Origin of the sequence: Actinomadura sp. WMMA1423, assembly GCF_006547145.1 — a bacterium.
GTDB lineage: Bacteria > Actinomycetota > Actinomycetes > Streptosporangiales > Streptosporangiaceae > Spirillospora.
This window is the reverse complement of the sequence record NZ_CP041244.1, coordinates 8,725,043-8,741,812: the sequence shown is the minus strand read 5'-3', so window position 1 is coordinate 8,741,812 and position 16,770 is coordinate 8,725,043. Positions and strand designations below refer to the sequence as shown.

Below are 16,770 nucleotides of genomic sequence, written 5' to 3'. Positions count from 1 at the left end.
ACGGGCATGAAACCGCCCGCCGGGATGTTGGGGAAGGGCATGACCAAGATCGAACTGGGCCGGCTCGGGATCTGGTGCCCCTGGCCGCTCCTGGACCCGGAACTGGCCAAGGACGTCGAGGAGCTCGGCTACGGCACGATCTGGATCGGCGCGTCGCCGGACGATCCGGACATCCCCGGGCGGCTCCTCGCCGCGACCGAGCGCGTCGTGGTCGCCACCGGCATCGTCAACATGTGGAGGACGCCGGCCGAGGAGGCCGCCGCGGGCTACCACCGGCTGAACGCCGCCCACGGCGGCCGGTTCCTGCTCGGCGCCGGCATCGGCCACCGGGAGGCGACGCAGGAGTACCGCAGCCCGTACGAGACGATGGTGGGCTACCTCGACCGGCTGGACGCCGAAGGCGTCCCGGCCGAGGGGCGGGTCCTCGCCGCGCTGGGGCCGAAGGCGCTGCGGCTGGCGGCCGAGCGCACCGCCGGCGCCCACCCGTACCTGACCACCCCCGAGCACACCCGGTCGGCGCGGGAGATCCTGGGGGCGGGACCGCTGCTCGCGCCGGAGCAGAAGGTCGTGCTCGAACCCGACCCCGTGCGCGCCCGCGCGATCGCCAGGCAGACCCTGGGCCGCTACCTGGCCCTGCGCAACTATGTCGCCAGCTTCGAGCGGCTCGGGTTCACCGGCGACGACTTCGCCGGCGGCGGCAGCGACGCGCTCGTGGACGCCCTGGTCGCGCACGGCGACGTCGCGGCGGTGGCGGCGCGGCTGGCCGCCCACCTGGAGGCGGGCGCGGACAATGTCGCCGTCCAGGTGCTGACCGAGGCGGGCGGCGACCCTCGTCCCGCGCTGCGGGCGATCGCCGGCGCGCTGCTCTGACCCGGCTCGCCGGGCCCGCGTGGCACACAGGGCGAGGGACGCGCCCGGCGCCGGGCGCGTCCCTCGGTCAAGCGGTGCTACCGGGTCGCGCGGTTGCCGATCTCGTCGGGGACCACGCGCTTGCGTGGCTGCGCCTGGCGGCGGGCCAGCTCGTTGCCGTTGACCGTCAGGGTGCTGTGCGCGAACAGCTCGGTGACGGCGGAGGTGGCGTCGATCATCTGGTCGAAGCCCTTGAGGTTCACGTTGTCGTAGCGGTCGCACGCCTGGTGGTAGCACGGGTCGTAGGCGAGGCCCGCGGTGCCTCCGTAGCGCTTCGCCTGCTCGGGGGTCTTGATGCCCTCGGCGCCGGTGAACAGACCGCCGGCGGGGATGCCGACGCTGATGAACGCGTCGTAGTCAGAGCGCCCGTTGAACGGCGTCGGGTCGGTGGGGAGCCTGCGCTTGGCGAAGTAGTCGGTGAACGCCTTCTCGATCGCTCCGGAGCCCGCAGGGGCCTCGACGTTGTTCTCACCCGCGCTGTTGTCGCCGTCGTAGACGAAGTTCACGTAGTTGGGCGAGGCGAGCATGTCGAAGTCGAGCATCAGGGCGACCTTGTCGCGCCCGGCCTGCGGGAGGTTGTCGACGTAGTACTGCGAGCCGAGCAGGCCCTCCTCCTCGGCGCCCCAGAAGGCGAACCGCACCTTGTTGCGGACCTTGGAGCCGAGCTTGTTGATCTGCTTGGCCATCTCCAGCAGCGTCGCGGTGCCCGAGCCGTCGTCGTTGATGCCCGGTCCGGCGGTCACGCTGTCGTTGTGCGCGCCCAGCACCACGACGTTGTCGGCCCTGCCGCGCTTGGTGTCGGCGATGACGTTGGCGGCCTGGCGCTTCTGGTTCAGGGTGTCGGTCTTGACCCGGAGCGTGACGCCGCCGTTCTGCGCCTGCTGGACGAGGGCCTTGCCGACCGCGTTCGTCGGGCCGACCACGGGGATGTCGTAGGGCGTGGTCAGCGTCCCCCCGACCGGGCCCGGCTGGTCGGGCAGCTGGTAGATGACGACGGCGGAAGCGCCGGCGGCGATGGCGTTGTCGGTCTTCACGGAGAAGAAGCAGCCGCCGCGCTGGATCAGCGCGATGCGGCCCTTCGGGAACCCGGCGAAGTCGCCGGCCTCGCACCCGCTGCCGTCGCCGGTGGCCGCCGGGTCGACGGCGGTGGCGGGGGCGGTGACGTCGCCCGACCCGGAGTACTGGAGCGTCTCGAAGTCGCTGTGCGGCGCGAACGTCTTCGGATCCGGCGCGGTCTCCGCGAGGACCGGCTCCGACTGCTCCTGCCAGAAGTCGAACTCGAAGTCCTGGACCGTGGGGGTGTACCCCGCCCGCTTGAGCTGGTCCGCGATGTACTTGATGGTGATCTTGTTACCGGGCAGCCCGGCGGCCCGGTTGCCGCCGTTGGCGTCGGCGATCTTCTGCAGGTTCAGCTGGTGGTGCCGGACGTTCTTCAGCGTGACCAGCTTGGCCAGCTTGGACTGGGCCGGGCCGGCGGCTTGGGCGGGCACTGCGGCCACGGTGGTGGCGGCGAGTGACATCCCGGCGAGGACGGCTAGCGCGGCTCTGCGCATGCTCGGTCTCCGTTGGTGGGGGGACAAAGTAAACCGAAGCCTGACATGCGTCATTTCCTGCAACAAGACACGACTCTGCATCGAAACGGCCAATATTGGCCTAGTTTTTCACGGGGTTCACACGGTTGACACACCTCCCCGGATTCCTCGGTAAGTGCTCCATGACACTCCCGCCCACTTGATCACGAAGGCGCGGGGAAACGGGCCATTGCAAGATCATTCAATCCGGCCCGCCGTACTGACCTGCGATGACATTGGCGAGCGGGCGGGCGGTGCGCGGCCGGGACCCCCGGCGCCGGGGCTGGGGCCGAGGAGGGCGCGGACACGCCCGGCAGGCGCACGTTCACGCGGCGCAGGCGGGCGGTCACGAGTCGCCGCAGGTGAGACCTCTGGTCCCCGGCAAATCGATGTAAGTATGCTCCGGTCCCGCCGGGTCGTCACGGACGACCGGGGTCGAAACGATCAGGAGTGTGGGCCGGTGACGAAGCCCGAGCAGGTGGTTCATGGCTCCCATGAGCGGCCGCGCACGCTGCCGGTCGGACGGCGGATCGCGATGCTGCTCACCATCCCGCTCGTCGCGCTGGTCGTGCTGTGGGTGTTCTCGGCGGGGACGACGCTGTCCGCCGCGCTGCAGCGCTCGGAGTTCACGCGGATGTACAAGGACGTCGGGCTGCCGGCCGGCGCCGTCATCGGGGCGATCCAGCGCGAGCGGGCCGCCGCGGTGGGCGTCCTGACGACGCGGAGCGAGGCCGGCAGGCGGGCCTACGAGGACCTCGCGGGCAAGACCGACGGCGCCGTGGCGGCCTTCCGCTCGGCGGCCTTCAAGCCCCGCCTCAAGGAGGGGATGGGCCCCGAGTTCTGGGAGCGCTTGGAGGCGCTGAACGACAGCCTCGACCAGCTCGAACCGCTGCGGAACCAGATCAACGAGGGCGCGGCCAGCACGGTGCAGGCCATCAACGCCTACAGCGGCTTCTCCGACTCGACGTTCCGGCTGCTGACGACCTTCATCAGCGTCAACGACACGTCGGTGTTCCGGCAGAGCGCCGGGCTCACCCACTTCTCGTGGGCGAGCGACTTCATGCTGCGCGAGGACGCCCTGATGTCGGCGGCCGGCGCCCGCCGGCTGAACGCGGCCGAGCGCATGGCCTTCTCGGGCTGGGCGGGCAACCGCGAGCAGTTCTTCGCCCTCGCCCGCATCGAGGTGAGCGGCGAGCTGTCGCGGATCGTCGAGGATCTCGCCACGTCCTCCGCCTACGGCAGCTTCGCCTCGCTCGAGAGCCAGATCCGCTGGCAGGGCCTCAATCCCGGCGTCCGGCAGTGGCGGGCGAGCACGCAGGAGCTGACGCCGATCTGGTTCAGCTCCTCCTCCCGCCTCGGCGAGGTCCTGAACAACGACGTCGTCACGCCCGCGGGCGACCGGATCATGCTGCGCTTCTACCTGGCCTGCATCGCGGGCCTGCTGATCGTGGCGGCGTCGATCGCGCTGTCGGTGCTGTTCGCCCGGCGGCTCGGAGGGGAACTGCGGAGCCTGCAGGCGTCGGCGCAGCGGCTCGCCCACGAGCGGCTGCCCGCGGTCGTGGCCCGGCTGCGGCGCGGCGAGCGGGTCGACGTCGACGCCGAGGCGCCGCGGCCGGAGCGGGGGCGCACCAGGGAGATCGCGCTGGTCGCCGACGCGTTCGACGCCGTCCAGCGGACCGCGGTCAGCACCGCGGTCGGCGAGGCCGAGCTGCGCGCCAGCATCAACCGGGTCTTCGTCAACCTGTCGTGGCGCAGCCAGTCGCTGCTGCACCGGCAGCTGCGGCTGCTGGACCAGATGGAGCGGCGCGCGTCCAGCCCCGAGGAGCTGGACGACCTGTTCCGCCTCGACCACCTGACCACCCGCATGCGGCGGCACGCCGAGGGCCTGGTCATCCTGTCCGGCTCGCCGACCGTCCGCGCCTGGGACCACCCGGTCGCCGCCGAGGACGTGGTCCGCGCCGCGATCGCCGAGGTCGAGGACTACACGCGGGTGGAGGTGACCGGCGCGTCGTCGGCCGCGGTCACCGGCGACGTCGTCGCCGACGTCATCCACCTGCTCGCCGAGCTGATCGAGAACGCGGCGTCGTTCTCCCCGCCGGCCACCGAGGTCACCGTCAAGGTCGAGACCGTCGCCAACGGCCTGGCCGTGGAGGTCATCGACCGGGGCGTCGGCCTGGAGCCCGACGAGCTGGAGGAGCTGAACCGGCGGCTCGCCAGCGCCGTCGAGTTCGACCTGGTCGACACCGAGCGGCTCGGCCTGTTCGTCGTCGCGCGCCTCGCCGCCCGGCACGGCATCCAGGTGTCGCTGCTGCCGTCGCCCTACGGCGGGACGACCGCGATCGTCCTCGTGCCGCACGCGCTGGTCGTCCTCGACGACGACTGGCACCTGTCGCGCGGCCGCGCGGGCGGGGCGCCGCAGCCGGTCGGGTCGGCGGCGCCGGCGAACCTGGGCCCGGCGCGGCTCGGCCGCCCGGCGCGTCCGGCGCTGCCGGGCCGGATCGTCCAGGACCGGACGCCGGGCGAGCCCGCGGGGCTGCCCGCCGGGCGGGGCGCGGTGCCGCCGTCGCCGCCGCCCGAGCCGCCGGTCGAGCCGTCCGAGCCGTCCGAGCCGTTCGAGCCCTTCGAGCCCTTCGAGCCCTTCGCGCCGTTCGCGGAGCGGGCGCGGCCGAACGGCGCCGGGACGGAGCAGGGCGGGGTGGAGGACAGCGAGGTCACGGGACGGCTCCCGCGCCGTGTCCGGCAGCGCTCCCTGGCCCCGCAGCTGCGCGAGCGGTCCGCGCCGCGGCACGCCCAGCCCGCCGCGGCGGGCGAGGACGACTTCGAAGAACCGAGCCCGGAGCTCAGCCGCGACCTGATGGCGTCGCTGCAGTCGGGATGGCTGCGCGGCAGGGTGGACGACGAGCCGGGCGAACTGGATCCACGCGATGAATGGGGGGAGTCATGATGCGGCAGGGCAACGCCAGCGGTGAACTCGACTGGCTGCTCGACGATCTGGTGCAGCGGGTCGGGGAGGTCCGCCAGGCCGTCCTGCTGTCCAGGGACGGACTGGTCATGGGCGCCTCCGGGGACGTCACCCGCAAGGACGCCGAGTTCCTCGCGGCGCTGTCGTCGGGCTTCCACAGCCTGGCCAACGGCGCCCGCGAGCACTTCCAGGCGAAGCAGGTGCGCCAGACCGTCGTCGAGCTGGACGGCATGCTGTTCTTCGTCATGCCCGCGGGCAACGGGAGCTGCCTCGCCGTGCTGAGCGACGCGGGCGGCAACGCGGGGCTGGTCGCCTACGAGACGACCATGCTGATCAAGCGGGTGCGCCGCACGCTGGCGGCCCAGCCGCGCGGCGCCGAGTCGCAGGATCCGCCGGTGCGCTCGGGCGCGTCAGGCTAGAGCCTGCCGTGGAGAGCCCGAGAGAGCGCTGGGTCGGGTCGGAGGCCGGCCCGGTCGTGCGGCCCTACGCGGTGACCCGCGGGCGCACCCGCCCCCGCGGGCTCGTCCTCGACCTGGTGGCCGTCCTCGTCGCGACCGGCCGGACCCCCGCCGACCGGGTCTGGCTGTCGCGCGAGCAGCGGCGGCTGCTGGAGCTGTGCCGGCGCCCCTCCACGCCCGCCGACCTCGCCTCGGAGACCGACCTTCCGCTGCGGGTCGTGCAGATCCTGCTGGAGGACCTGTACCAGTACGGCCTGGTCGAGGAGATGCCGCAGGCCGCGCAGACCGAACGTCCCGACCCCCGCATCCTCATGAGAGTGCTCGATGAACTCCGCCGCCTCTGAACCGACCGCGCCCCCGCACGGGCGGGACGACGACGTCCCCCTGCACACCCTGAAGGTCCTGGTCGCCGGCGGCTTCGGCGTCGGCAAGACGACGCTGGTGGGCGCGGTGAGCGAGGTCCGCCCGCTGCGCACCGAGGAGGTCCTCACCGACGCGTCCGTGGGCGTCGACGACCTCGGCGGCGTCGAGGGCAAGACCACCACGACCGTGGCGATGGACTTCGGCCGGCTGACGTTCTCCGGCGGCGTGCGGCTGTACCTGTTCGGCACGCCGGGCCAGGAGCGCTTCTGGTTCATGTGGGACCAGATCGCCTACGGGGCGGTCGGCGCCATCGTCCTGGTCGACACCCGCCGGCTCAGCACGAGCTTCGCGGCCATCGACTTCTTCGAGCGGCGCGGGCTCCCGTTCGTCATCGCGGCGAACCGCTTCGAGGGGGCCCGCCGCTACACCGTGGAGGAGATCCGCGACGCGCTCGACGTCGACCCGGAGGTCCCGGTCATGATGTGCGACGTGCGGAGCCGGGAGGTGGCGCGGGGCGTGCTCGTGGCGCTCGTCGAGCACGCCCTGCAGACGGCGCGGAACTAACCGGCCGCCATCCGGGCCACGATGAGGGACGCGAGCGCCGCGTAGGCGGCCGAGTCGTCCAGGCCGGTCTGCGCCTTGATCTCGCCGCGGTGGATCGACTCCATCACCTGCCCGGCGACGGCGCCGACGAACGCGGCGTCGGTGCCGGGGGCGGCCTCCAGCACGAGGCCCTGCACCCGCCGCACCGCGTACCGCGTGTTCGCCTTGTAGATCTCCCTGGCGGGGGCGAACGCGTCCAGGTCGGCGAAGAACGCCGCGGACGCGGGGGCCAGCTCGACCGAGATCGCCCGCAGGTAGGCGCCGACGCGCTCGCGCGGGTCGGCGCTGCCGTCGACCGCGGCCTCCACGCGCTCGGTGGCCCGGCGGAAGAAGGCCCGCACGACGGCCGTGACGATCTGCTCCCGGCTCGCCGCGACCGAGTAGAGCGTGCTCTTGGAGCAGCGCAGCAGCGCGGCCAGGTCCGCGACGCCGAGGTCGGCGAACCCGCGCTCCAGGAAGAGGTCCATGAGCCGGTCGATCAGGGCCTCGCGCCGCCGCGACGCCCGGGTCTCCCGCTCGTCCACGGAGGTCATGACGGCGACAGTACCAAAATGAGTTCGCCGGTACTGGTTTTGGTACTGTTGGCCTGCCGAAAGGAGACCGCCCATGCCCGCCACCCGGCACCTGCCGACCTCCGAGTCCGAGGACCTGATCGCGCTCACCCGCGAGATCGCGGCCACGGAGCTCGCGCCGCGCGTCGCGGACGCCGAGCGCACCGGGACGTTCCCCCGCGAGGTGTTCACCACGCTGGGCCGGGCGGGCCTGCTGACGCTGCCGTACCCGGAGGAGTTCGGCGGCGGCGGCCAGCCCTACGAGATCTACCTCCAGGCACTCGAGGAGATCGGGTCGGCCTGGGCGAGCGTCGGCGTCGGCGTGAGCGTCCACGCCCTGTCCTGCTCCCCCCTGTTCGCCTACGGCACCGACGAGCAGCGCGCCCGGTTGCTGCCCGACATGCTCTCCGGCGAGCGCCTCGGCGCGTACTGCCTGTCGGAGGCGCACGCGGGCTCCGACCCGGGGGCGATGCGCGCCAGGGCCGTCCGCGACGGCGACTCCTACGTCCTCAACGGCGCCAAGGCCTGGACGACCCACGGCGGCGAGGCCGACTTCTACACCGTCATGGCCCGCACGTCGGCGGAGAAGTCGCGCGGCATCTCCTGCTTCCACGTGCCCGCCGACACGCCCGGCCTGGAGTTCGACGAGCCCGAGGACAAGATGGGCCTGAGGGGCTCCACCACCGCGACCGTCCGGCTGGTGGACGCGCGGATCCCCGCGGACCACCTGATCGGGCACGAGGGCCAGGGCCTGTCCATCGCCCTCGCCGGCCTGGACGCGGGCCGCCTCGGCATCGCGGCCGTCGCCACCGGCCTGGCCCAGGGCGCCCTCGACACCGCCGTCGCCTACGCCAAGGAGCGCGAGGCGTTCGGCAAGGCGATCATCGACCACCAGGGGCTCGCCTTCGTGCTGGCCGACATGGCCGCCGCCGTCGAGTCGTCCCGCGCCACCTACCTGTCGGCCGCCCGCCTCAAGGACGCCGGCCGCCCCTACGGCCGCGAGGCCTCCATCGCCAAGCTGGTCGCCACCGACAACGCCATGAAGGTCACCACCGACGCCGTCCAGGTCCTCGGCGGCGCCGGCTACACCCGCGACTTCCCCGTCGAGCGCTTCATGCGCGAGGCCAAGGTCATGCAGATCTTCGAGGGCACCAACCAGATCCAGCGCCTGGTGATCTCCCGCCACCTGGCCCGCTAGCGGGGCTGCGCGCCGCGTGCCCGGAGCTCGCGGCGGATCTCGTCGGCGGTGAACGGGGAGCCGTCGGCCAGCTCCTCGGGGCCGAGGCCCTCGCGGGCCGCGGCCGCGTAGGCGTTCAGCAGGTCTTGCTTCGCGGCCTCGACCTGCTCCACCAGGTCGCAGTACCGGGTGGTGGCGAGCTTGACCTTCGCGTCGGCTTCCTCAGGACCCATGCGGCGGACGGTACCCGGAAAAGGTCGCGATGTTCATGACTGGTTTGTGCGGCGTGTCACGGTCTGGCCGCGGCCCGGAACCTACCGTCGGGTCATGTGGCAGTTCGTCGTGTGGGGGCTCATGGGGGCCGCGGCCAACCGCACGCTGGCGTTCCTGGAGGCGAACCGGCGCGTGAAGGGGCCGCCGTGGCGGTACCCGAAGGGGCCCGGCGGCCGGTACTACCTGTTCGCCTGCGCCCTGCACTGCATGCTCGCCGCGATGGTCACCTCGGCGGCCGCGGCGAGCGACCTGATCAACGCTCCGTGGCTGGCGTTCGCGTGCGGTGCGAGCGCCCCGGCCGTCATGGCGAAGCTCGGCCGGTACGCCCTCTGGGCGCTGCCGCCGGGCCCCGGCGGCGACGTTGAGGACGACGGGCCTGGTCAGGCCGGATGAATGGGGGATGCGATGCCGAGACCTGATCGCGGCTGGAAGAGACTGCTGGAGGCGTTCTCGGACGCGCCGGGCGCCGGGGGGCCGGAGGCGGCGGCGCCCGGCGGAGCGGGCCGGGCGCGGCGCCTGCTGGAGGCGTTCTCCGACGCCTCACCCGCGTTCGCCCCGGACGGCCCCGGGCCCGCGCCCATGGCCGCCGCGGCGGATCCGGGCCGGGCGCTCGCGCGGGGGGTCGTGCTGTTCGGCGTCCTCGGGGCGGCGTGCACGGCGTGGGCGGCCGCGGAGACCGGGACGCCCGCGGCGGCGCTGCTCGCCGCCTTCACCTTCGCCGTCCTGGCCCTGCTGATCGCGCCGCTGGTCGAGTCGGCGCGCGCGAGGGCCGCGGCGGCCCGCGCGCAGGGGGTCCGTGCGCGGCCCGCCGGCCGGGCCGAGCGGCTCAGGGACAGCTTCTGGCACTCGCTGGGCCCGGGCGAGCGCGACGCCGTCCGCGGCGTCGCGCGCCCGCGCACCTTCGGGCCCGGCGCGCCGATCCTGCGGCAGGGGTATCCGGCCGGCTACGTCGTGGTCATCCGGTCGGGCTGGACCAAGGTCCGCGTGGACCGGGCGGGCGAGGAGCTGATCGTGGCCGTCCGCGGTCCCGGCGACCTCGTCGGCGAGCGCGCGCTCTTCGAGGACGACGCCTGGTCGGCCACCGTCATCGCGCTGGACACCGTCGAGGCGCTCGTGGTCGGCGCGGCGGACTTCCGGCGCGTCGTGGAACGGTACCCGGGCGTGCAGTCGGTGCTGGAGAAGCAGGCGCACGACCGCACGGTCGAGGCGGCGGCCCGCACCTCGGGCACCGAGATCGCCGACACCGAGCGCCGGCTGGCCGCGCTGTTCACCACGCTGTCGCGGGCGCGGGACGGGGTGCTCCCGGTGACCGGCACCGAGCTCGCGGGCTGGACGTCCTCGTCGCCCGCGGCGGTGGCCAGCGTGCTCAGCGAGTGGGACGGCGCGGGCCTGGTCCACACCGGGGACGGCACGATCGACGTCCTCGACCCGGTCCGGCTGGAGCGGCTCACGGCGGGCGGCGAGCCCCGCGCGGAAGCGGTGTCGGGGTCCCTGTTCCTCACGGGCCAGGACTGCACGGTGCTGTTCACCGATGTGGTGGGCTTCGGCTCACCGGACCGGACCGAGGCGGACCGGGCGGCGATCCGGCACGTGCTGTTCCGCGCCCTGGAGGAGTCGTTCGACGCCGCCGGGGTGTCCTCGGCGGCCTGCCACCGGGAGGACCGCGGGGACGGCGTGCTCCTCGTCGTCCCGCCCGGGGTCCCGGTGAGCGCCCCGGCGGATCCGCTGGTGCGGGCGCTCGCCGAGCGCATCGGGCGGCACAACGAGGGCGCGCCCGAGGGGCGCCGCTTCCAGGTGCGGGTCGCGGTCGACACGGGCCCGGTGCACGCGGGGCCGGAGGGCGTCACCGGGGCGGTGCTGTCGCGCGCCGCCAGGCTGCTGGAGTCGGACGTCCTGCGGCGGCGGCTCTCGGCCGTCGCCGCCGTCACCGGCCTGATCGTCTCCCCGCCCGTGCACCGGGGGATCGCCGGGGCCGGACCGGAGTTCGAACCCGTCGAGGTGCGCGGACCGGGGGCCGGGACCGCGTGGCTGCGGCTCTTCCCCGCGGCCGGCTAGAGGCGGACGTACTCGTAGTCGAAGGGCCGCCCGTTGATGCCGGTCCGGGGCGGGGCGATCCAGGCCGCGATCCTGCCGCGCTCGTGGACGGGCCGCATCAGCGACCGCACATGGGTCTTGTCGACCTCCGTGGGGAGCCAGGCGTCCCTGCGCCGCTCCCACTCGGCGGCGTCGAGCAGCTCGCCGTCGGGGGCGGCCTCGATCCCGGCGAACGCGCCGACCTTGCGGTTGAAGGCGATGCTCGGCAGCCGGAACCGCTGCGGGAGGCCCGCCTCGGACAGGATGCGGTTCCAGCGGTTGACGCCGCTCTGGCAGTCGGCGATGTAGGCGCGGCGCAGGTCGGTGTTGAGGCCGACGAGCGCGGCGACCTCGGTCTGGCCGACGGCGCCGTCGACGAGGGCGTCCACCATGGCGGCGTCGTCGGTGAGGCGGTGGTCGTCCTTGCGGCGGTCCTCCATCCAGCGGCCCTTGAGCCCGGCCGTGTAGTAGTTCGCGACGTTGCTGGACGTCTCTGACCCGAACAGGTCGAGCGAGACCGAGTAGTGGAAGTTCAGGTACTTCTGGAGGACGTCGAGGGAGATCCCGCCGTGCGGCGCGACGTCGTCGGTGTCGTGCTCCTTCATCAGCTGGACGGTCCGCTCGACGACCCGGTCGATGCCCGTGGTGCCGACCATCATGTGGTGGGCCTCCTCCTTGAGCATGAACTCGCAGGTCCGCGACAGCGGGTCGAAGCCGGACTCCTTCAGCGTGCCGAGCTGGTACTTGCCGTCCCGGTCGGTGAAGTAGGTGAACATGAAGAACGAGAGCCAGTCGGGGGTCTCCTCGTTGAAGGCGCCGAGGATGCGGGGCGACTCCTCGCTGCCGGAGTTGCGGTGCAGCAGCTCCTCGGCCTCCTCGCGGCCCTCGCGGCCGAAGTGGGCGTGCAGGAGGTAGACCATCGCCCACAGGTGGCGGCCCTCCTCGACGTTCACCTGGAACAGGTTGCGCAGGTCGTAGAGGCTGGGGGCGGTGGCGCCGAGGTTGCGCTGCTGCTCCACGGACGCGGGCTCGGTGTCGCCCTGGATGACGATGAGGCGCTGCAGGTCGGCGCGGTACTCGCCGGGCACCTTCTGCCAGACGGGCTCGCCCTTGTGGGCGCCGAAGCCGATGCGGCGGTCGCCGTCGCGCTCGGCCAGGAAGATGCCCCACCGGTAGTCCTTCATGGCGACGTGCCCGAAGTGCGCCCAGCCCTCGCGGCCCACGTTCACCGCCGTGCGCAGGTAGACCTCCTGGGTCGGCAGCGCCGGCCCCATGGACTCCCACCAGGTCAGGAAGTTCGGCTGCCAGGACTCCAGCGCGCGCTGGAGGCGCCGGTCCTCGTGCAGGTCGACGTTGTTGGGGATCTTCTCGGTGTAGTCGGCGGTGGTCGCCATCGGTCAGACCCGCTTTCGGTCGAAGTCGGCGCGCCGCCCGGTGCCGTAGCGGCGCAGGGCGCCGTCCGGGCCGGACGCGTTCGGGCGAGTGAAGATCCAGTTCTGCCAGGCGGACAGCCGTCCGAAGATCTTGGTCTCCAGCGTCTCGGGGCCGGGGAAGCGGTAGTTGGCCTCCAGGCCGGTGAGCGCGTCCGGGCTGAAGCCGGCCCGCTCCTCGACCGCGATGCGGACCTCCTCGTCCCAGTCGATGTCGTCGGGCGCGAACGTGACCAGGCCGATGCGCTCGGCGTCGGCGGCCTCCAGCGGCTTGCCCGCCGCGTCGCCGGCGGCGGCGAGGGCGCCGTCGTCGCCGAGGAACCGGGTCGCGAGGCGGGTGAGGCCGTTGCCCATCGGGAGCGGGCCGAGGTTCATCGCGTCCACGGTGACGGCGGCGGGATCGGCGTCCGGGTCGACGTCCTCGAAGACGCCGTCGAGCTGGTAGGAGCGGTCGGCGGCGAGGGCGATCTCCAGGAGGGAGCCGGCGAAGCAGCTGCCGGGCTCGATCAGGGCGATGAGGCTGCGGCTGGTGACGTCCAGCCGCTTCAGGGTGCGCTTGAGGTAGTGCACGATCTCGTTGGCGAGCCAGTCGCCGGCGTCGTCGAGCAGCAGCCGGTCGTGGGCGAGGACGTGCTCGGCCTTCCCCGTGGTGCGCAGCACCCATGTGCCGAGCTCCGGCTCGTTGGTGCGCAGGTCGAGGACCAGGTCGTCCAGTTCGCGGGTCATGGCGAGCGTCCAGAAGTCCGCGCTCCGGAGGCCCCCGGGGGCCTCGTCCGGGCCCGCGACCGTGATCTCGGCGGTGCCGGCGTCGCGGTCCAGCCGCGCCGAGACGTGACGGTAGGCGATCGAGGCGCCGGTGCGCTCCTTGGCCAGCGGCGTCAGCGCGATCCCCTCGGCGTCCCGCGGGCGGGTCGAGCGGGCCGCCAGTTCCCGGGCGCGCTCGGCGACCGTCTGGTCCCAGGCGGTGCGGGGGACGGCCTCGTCCACCAGGCCCCACGCGACGGCCTTCCTCCCGCCGAGCCCCTCGGCCTTGGTGGAGAAGTAGTCGGCGCGGTCGCGGCGGACGCGCCGCTTGTCCGACACGCGGGTCAGCCCGCCGGTGCCCGGCAGGACGCCGAGCAGCGGCAGCTCGGGCAGCGACACCGCCGAGGAGCGGTCGTCGACGAGCATGATGTGCTCGCAGGCCAGGGCCAGCTCGTACCCGCCGCCGGACGCGGTGCCGTTCACCGCCGCCAGGTAGGTCTGGCCGGAGTTCGCCGTCGCGTCCTCGATGCCGTTGCGGGTCTCGTTGGTGAACTTGCAGAAGTTGACCTTCCAGCCGTGCGGGGAGGCGGCCAGCATCCGGATGTTGGCGCCCGCGCAGAAGACCTTCTCCTTGCCGCTGGTGACGACGACCGTGCGCACCGCGGGGTGCTCGAAGCGGAGCCGCTGCACCGCGTCGTACAGCTCGATGTCGACGCCGAGGTCGTAGGAGTTCAGCTTCAGCTCGTAGCCGGGGACGAGGCCGCCCTGCTCGTCCACCGCCATCGTGAGGGTGGCGATCTGGCCGTCGACGTCCAGGCGCCAGTGCCGGTAGCGGGACGGGTCCACCCGGAACTCCACGTGCGGGCCGCTCATGCGCTGTCCTTCCGCCGGTGCCGTCTCCACCATGCTCTACAGATGCAGTTAGCAACGTCAAGACTTTGTAGCATTTCAGCTCGCGCGGCCACCCGGTGCGGGAGCGGCCCGGGCGGGCGGGTCAGGGCGCGGCGAGCAGGGTCGAGGCGATCTCGCGGACGGCGAAGCGCCGCAGCTTGCCGGTCGGCGTCGTGGGCAGCGCGTCCACGATCAGCACCTCGCGGGGGCGCTTGAACGAGGCGAGGCCCGCCCGGCAGAACGCGATCAGCTCGGCCGGGTCGGCGGCCGAGCCCTCCTTGAGGACGACGCAGGCGACCGGCTTGTCCAGGCCGTCGGCGTCCGGCAGCCCGACGACGGCGGCCATCGCCACCGCGGGGTGCTCCAGCAGCCGCCCCTCCACCTCGGCCGGCGACACCCAGATGCCGCCGGCCTTGAGCATGTCGCCCGTCCGGCCGAGGCAGGTGTAGTAGCCGTCCTCGTCCACCACGTAGGTGTCGCCCGTGCGCAGCCACTCCCCCTGGAACACCTGCCGGGTCGTCTCGGTGCGGCACCAGTAGCCCGTCGCGATCGACTCGCCCTTCACCAGCAGCGAACCGGGCGTCCCCGGCGGGGCGTCGGCGCCGTCGGCGTCCACGACGCGCAGCTCGTAGCCGGGGACTGCGGTGCCCGTCGTGCCCGGCCTGACCGCGCCGGGGCGGTTGGACAGGAAGATGTGCAGGCACTCCGTGGAGCCGATGCCGTCGATGATCTCCACGCCGTACCGCGCGGTGAAGCGCCGGCACAGCTCCGCGGGCAGCGGCTCCCCCGCCGACACCGCCAGCCGGACGGACGCGAACGCCTCCACCGGGACCTCGGCGTTGAGGATCGCGGCGTAGAAGGTCGGGACGGCGAAGAACAGGGTCGGCCGGTACTCGGCCAGCCGCCGGGCCACCGAGGCGGGGGTCGGGCGGTCCGGGTCCAGGACGGCCGTCGCGCCCGCCGCGAGGGGGAAGAACAGCGAGTTGCCGATCCCGTAGGCGAAGAACAGCTTGGCGACCGAGTAGCAGCGGTCGTCCGGCCGGATGCCGAGGACCTGGCGGCCGTAGGTCTCCACGACGTGGCGGATGTTGGCGTGCCGGTGCATCGCGCCCTTCGGGCGGCCCGTCGTGCCGGACGTGTAGAGCCACAGCGCGCTGGAGTCGCCGGACGTCGCGTACGGCTCGGCCGGGGCGCCGCCCTGCGCCCGCCCCTCGCCGACCAGCTCCTCGAACGAGCCGACCAGGACGCCGGCCGGGGCCCGGAGCTTCGTCTCCCCCTCCACCGCGACGCGCCGGACACGGGGCGCGTGCGTAAGGGCCGGCTCCGCGGCGGCCGCGAACCGGTCGCTGACCAGCAGCACCCTGGCGCGCGCGTCGGCCAGCAGGGCGCCCAGCTCCGTGCCCGTCAGCATCGTCGAGACGGGGACCGGGACGGCGCCGAGCCGCATCGCGCCCAGGATCGCGGCGGCCATGAGCGGGCCGTCGGCCATGAACAGCACGACCCGCTCCTCTGCGCGCAGGCCCCACCGTTCGAGGCCGGCGGCGATGTCGCCGGCCAGCCTCGCCAGCCCGGCGTAGTCGAGGTCGCCGCCCGGGCCGGTCAGCGCCGTCCGGCCCGCGGCGCCCGGCTCGGACGCCGCCCGGAGCAGGTAGTCGCAGGCATTGAACGTCTCGGGCGGGACCGGTGCGGTCGCCGTTTCAGCGGTCATCGGGGACTCCCCTCGCCGGAACCGTGCCCCCAATGCTCTACATGGACGAAACGCTAGTCAATAGACTTGTGGAACGATGAGTTCTCGCGCGAGTCCGGCCCGGCGCCGGGGCGCGCTCGCACGATACTGGTCAGCGTTCCATGGACGGTCGCGCCCCAGAAGGGCCCGAAGGAGGAGCACATGGCCCGAACCGGCGAGGACGCGGCGGACCCGGAGCCGACGTTCCGGCGGCGGCGCGAACTCGGCGCCGCGAGCGCGCGGTCGCTGCTGCTGACCGTGCTGGGCGAGTTCGTCCTGCCCGGCGGCGAGCCGGTGTGGACGGCGGCGTTCCTGCGCGCGCTCGGGCTCCTCGGCGTCGAGGAGAAGGCCGTCCGGCAGGCGCTCGCCCGCAGCGCCGCCGAGGGCTGGCTCGCCGGGGAGCGGCACGGCAGGCGCACCGCGTGGCGGCTCACCCCGGCCGGGGAGCGGCTCCTCACCGACGGCACCGACCGGATCTACGGCTTCGGCCGCCCGGTCGGCGCGTGGGACGGGCGGTGGCTGCTGGTGCTGGCCACCGTCCCGGAGACCAGCCGCCGGCTGCGCCACCTGCTGCGGACCCGGCTCGCCTGGAGCGGGCTCGGCAACCTGTCCCCCGGCGTGTGGGTCAGCCCCCATCCCGAGCACGAGGCCGAGGTCCGGGAGGTGCTCGCCGGGATCGGCGTCGCCGAGGGCTCCACGCTGTTCGTGGGGCGCCTCGGCGACCTGGCCGAGGCGCGGCGCGCGGCCCGCCGCGCGTGGGACCTGGAGGAGATCGAACTCGCCTACGAGGACTTCCTCGACGCCGTCCGCGCGCTTCGTCCCGCCGACGATCCGGGGACGTTCGCCGCGCACACCAGGCTCGTCCAGGAATGGCGCCGGTTCCCCTTCCTCGACCCGGGCCTGCCCGCGGCGCTCCTCCCGGACGACTGGAGCGGTTCGCAGGCGTTCGCGCTCTTCCACGAGCGGCACGACACCTGGCGCCCCGTCGCCGACCGCCAGTGGAAGGCGATGACCGCCTGACGGCGCCCGGCGCGACGGA

15 protein-coding genes are annotated in these 16,770 nt (G+C 73.5%); 9 read left to right on the top strand and 6 right to left on the bottom strand.

Annotation, left to right across the window (positions count from 1 at the left end; genetic code table 11):
• Nucleotides 1-39: 39 nt before the first annotated feature.
• Nucleotides 40-870 carry an LLM class F420-dependent oxidoreductase gene (locus FKD65_RS40310; RefSeq protein WP_141584876.1) on the top strand — a complete coding sequence of 277 codons (831 nt, stop codon included), beginning with the start codon at nucleotides 40-42 and terminating at the stop codon, nucleotides 868-870.
• Between the two features lie 77 nt (nucleotides 871-947).
• Here FKD65_RS40310 and FKD65_RS40305 read toward each other — a convergent pair whose 3' ends face one another.
• On the bottom strand, nucleotides 948-2,462 hold the full coding sequence (locus FKD65_RS40305; RefSeq protein WP_141584874.1) for a M20/M25/M40 family metallo-hydrolase: 1,515 nt from the start codon (nucleotides 2,460-2,462) through the stop codon (nucleotides 948-950).
• A 478-nt stretch (nucleotides 2,463-2,940) separates the two neighbouring features.
• Between FKD65_RS40305 and FKD65_RS40300 the strand changes: the two genes are divergently transcribed.
• From FKD65_RS40300 to FKD65_RS40285, 4 genes are read left to right on the top strand one after another with little or no spacing between them, the layout of a single operon-like run.
• Nucleotides 2,941-5,424 (top strand): nitrate- and nitrite sensing domain-containing protein, encoded by a 2,484-nt coding sequence (locus tag FKD65_RS40300; RefSeq protein WP_168221339.1) that lies wholly within the window; start codon nucleotides 2,941-2,943, stop codon nucleotides 5,422-5,424.
• Complete coding sequence (locus FKD65_RS40295; protein ID WP_141584869.1) at nucleotides 5,424-5,861, top strand: roadblock/LC7 domain-containing protein; 438 nt, start codon at nucleotides 5,424-5,426, stop codon at nucleotides 5,859-5,861. The genes FKD65_RS40300 and FKD65_RS40295 overlap by 1 nt, the downstream gene beginning before the upstream one ends.
• Nucleotides 5,862-5,869: 8 nt before the next feature.
• Nucleotides 5,870-6,244 (top strand): DUF742 domain-containing protein, encoded by a 375-nt coding sequence (locus FKD65_RS40290; RefSeq protein WP_141584867.1) that lies wholly within the window; start codon nucleotides 5,870-5,872, stop codon nucleotides 6,242-6,244.
• Nucleotides 6,225-6,827, top strand: coding sequence for an ATP/GTP-binding protein (locus FKD65_RS40285; RefSeq protein WP_141584865.1), 603 nt, complete (start codon nucleotides 6,225-6,227; stop codon nucleotides 6,825-6,827). Before FKD65_RS40290 ends, FKD65_RS40285 begins: the two co-directional genes overlap by 20 nt.
• Here the strand turns inward: FKD65_RS40285 and FKD65_RS40280 are convergent.
• Nucleotides 6,824-7,399: a TetR/AcrR family transcriptional regulator gene (locus FKD65_RS40280; protein ID WP_141584863.1), complete on the bottom strand. Its 576-nt coding sequence runs from the start codon at nucleotides 7,397-7,399 to the stop codon at nucleotides 6,824-6,826. The genes FKD65_RS40285 and FKD65_RS40280 overlap by 4 nt on opposite strands.
• 73 nt (nucleotides 7,400-7,472) lie before the next feature.
• On the opposite strand from FKD65_RS40280, the gene FKD65_RS40275 reads away from it, so the two are divergent.
• Nucleotides 7,473-8,615, top strand: coding sequence for an acyl-CoA dehydrogenase family protein (locus FKD65_RS40275; RefSeq protein WP_141584861.1), 1,143 nt, complete (start codon nucleotides 7,473-7,475; stop codon nucleotides 8,613-8,615).
• Here FKD65_RS40275 and FKD65_RS40270 read toward each other — a convergent pair.
• Nucleotides 8,612-8,827, bottom strand: coding sequence for a hypothetical protein (locus FKD65_RS40270; RefSeq protein ID WP_141584859.1), 216 nt, complete (start codon nucleotides 8,825-8,827; stop codon nucleotides 8,612-8,614). The genes FKD65_RS40275 and FKD65_RS40270 overlap by 4 nt on opposite strands.
• Before the next feature lie 94 nt (nucleotides 8,828-8,921).
• On the opposite strand from FKD65_RS40270, the gene FKD65_RS40265 reads away from it, so the two are divergent.
• Together FKD65_RS40265 and FKD65_RS40260 are read left to right on the top strand one after the other, a co-directional pair.
• Nucleotides 8,922-9,260, top strand: a complete 339-nt coding sequence (locus tag FKD65_RS40265; RefSeq protein WP_141584857.1) for a hypothetical protein — start codon at nucleotides 8,922-8,924, stop codon at nucleotides 9,258-9,260.
• Between the two features lie 12 nt (nucleotides 9,261-9,272).
• Nucleotides 9,273-10,922: a cyclic nucleotide-binding domain-containing protein gene (locus tag FKD65_RS40260; RefSeq protein ID WP_168221337.1), complete on the top strand. Its 1,650-nt coding sequence runs from the start codon at nucleotides 9,273-9,275 to the stop codon at nucleotides 10,920-10,922.
• Here the strand turns inward: FKD65_RS40260 and boxB are convergent.
• The 3 genes from boxB to FKD65_RS40245 all read right to left on the bottom strand — a co-directional run bounded on the left by boxB (nucleotide 10,919) and on the right by FKD65_RS40245 (nucleotide 15,713).
• Nucleotides 10,919-12,334, bottom strand: coding sequence for a benzoyl-CoA 2,3-epoxidase subunit BoxB (gene boxB / locus FKD65_RS40255; RefSeq protein ID WP_141584853.1), 1,416 nt, complete (start codon nucleotides 12,332-12,334; stop codon nucleotides 10,919-10,921). The two genes, FKD65_RS40260 and boxB, sit on opposite strands and share 4 nt — an antisense overlap.
• Nucleotides 12,335-12,337: 3 nt before the next feature.
• On the bottom strand, nucleotides 12,338-13,987 hold the full coding sequence (gene boxC / locus FKD65_RS40250) for a 2,3-epoxybenzoyl-CoA dihydrolase (RefSeq protein ID WP_141584851.1): 1,650 nt from the start codon (nucleotides 13,985-13,987) through the stop codon (nucleotides 12,338-12,340).
• Between the two features lie 121 nt (nucleotides 13,988-14,108).
• Nucleotides 14,109-15,713 (bottom strand): benzoate-CoA ligase family protein, encoded by a 1,605-nt coding sequence (locus FKD65_RS40245; protein WP_141584849.1) that lies wholly within the window; start codon nucleotides 15,711-15,713, stop codon nucleotides 14,109-14,111.
• Between the two features lie 180 nt (nucleotides 15,714-15,893).
• Between FKD65_RS40245 and FKD65_RS40240 the strand changes: the two genes are divergently transcribed.
• The gene (locus FKD65_RS40240; protein ID WP_141584847.1) at nucleotides 15,894-16,751 is read left to right on the top strand and encodes a PaaX family transcriptional regulator C-terminal domain-containing protein; all 858 of its coding nucleotides are present in this window, start codon (nucleotides 15,894-15,896) and stop codon (nucleotides 16,749-16,751) included.
• The last annotated feature ends 19 nt before the right edge of the window (nucleotides 16,752-16,770 follow it).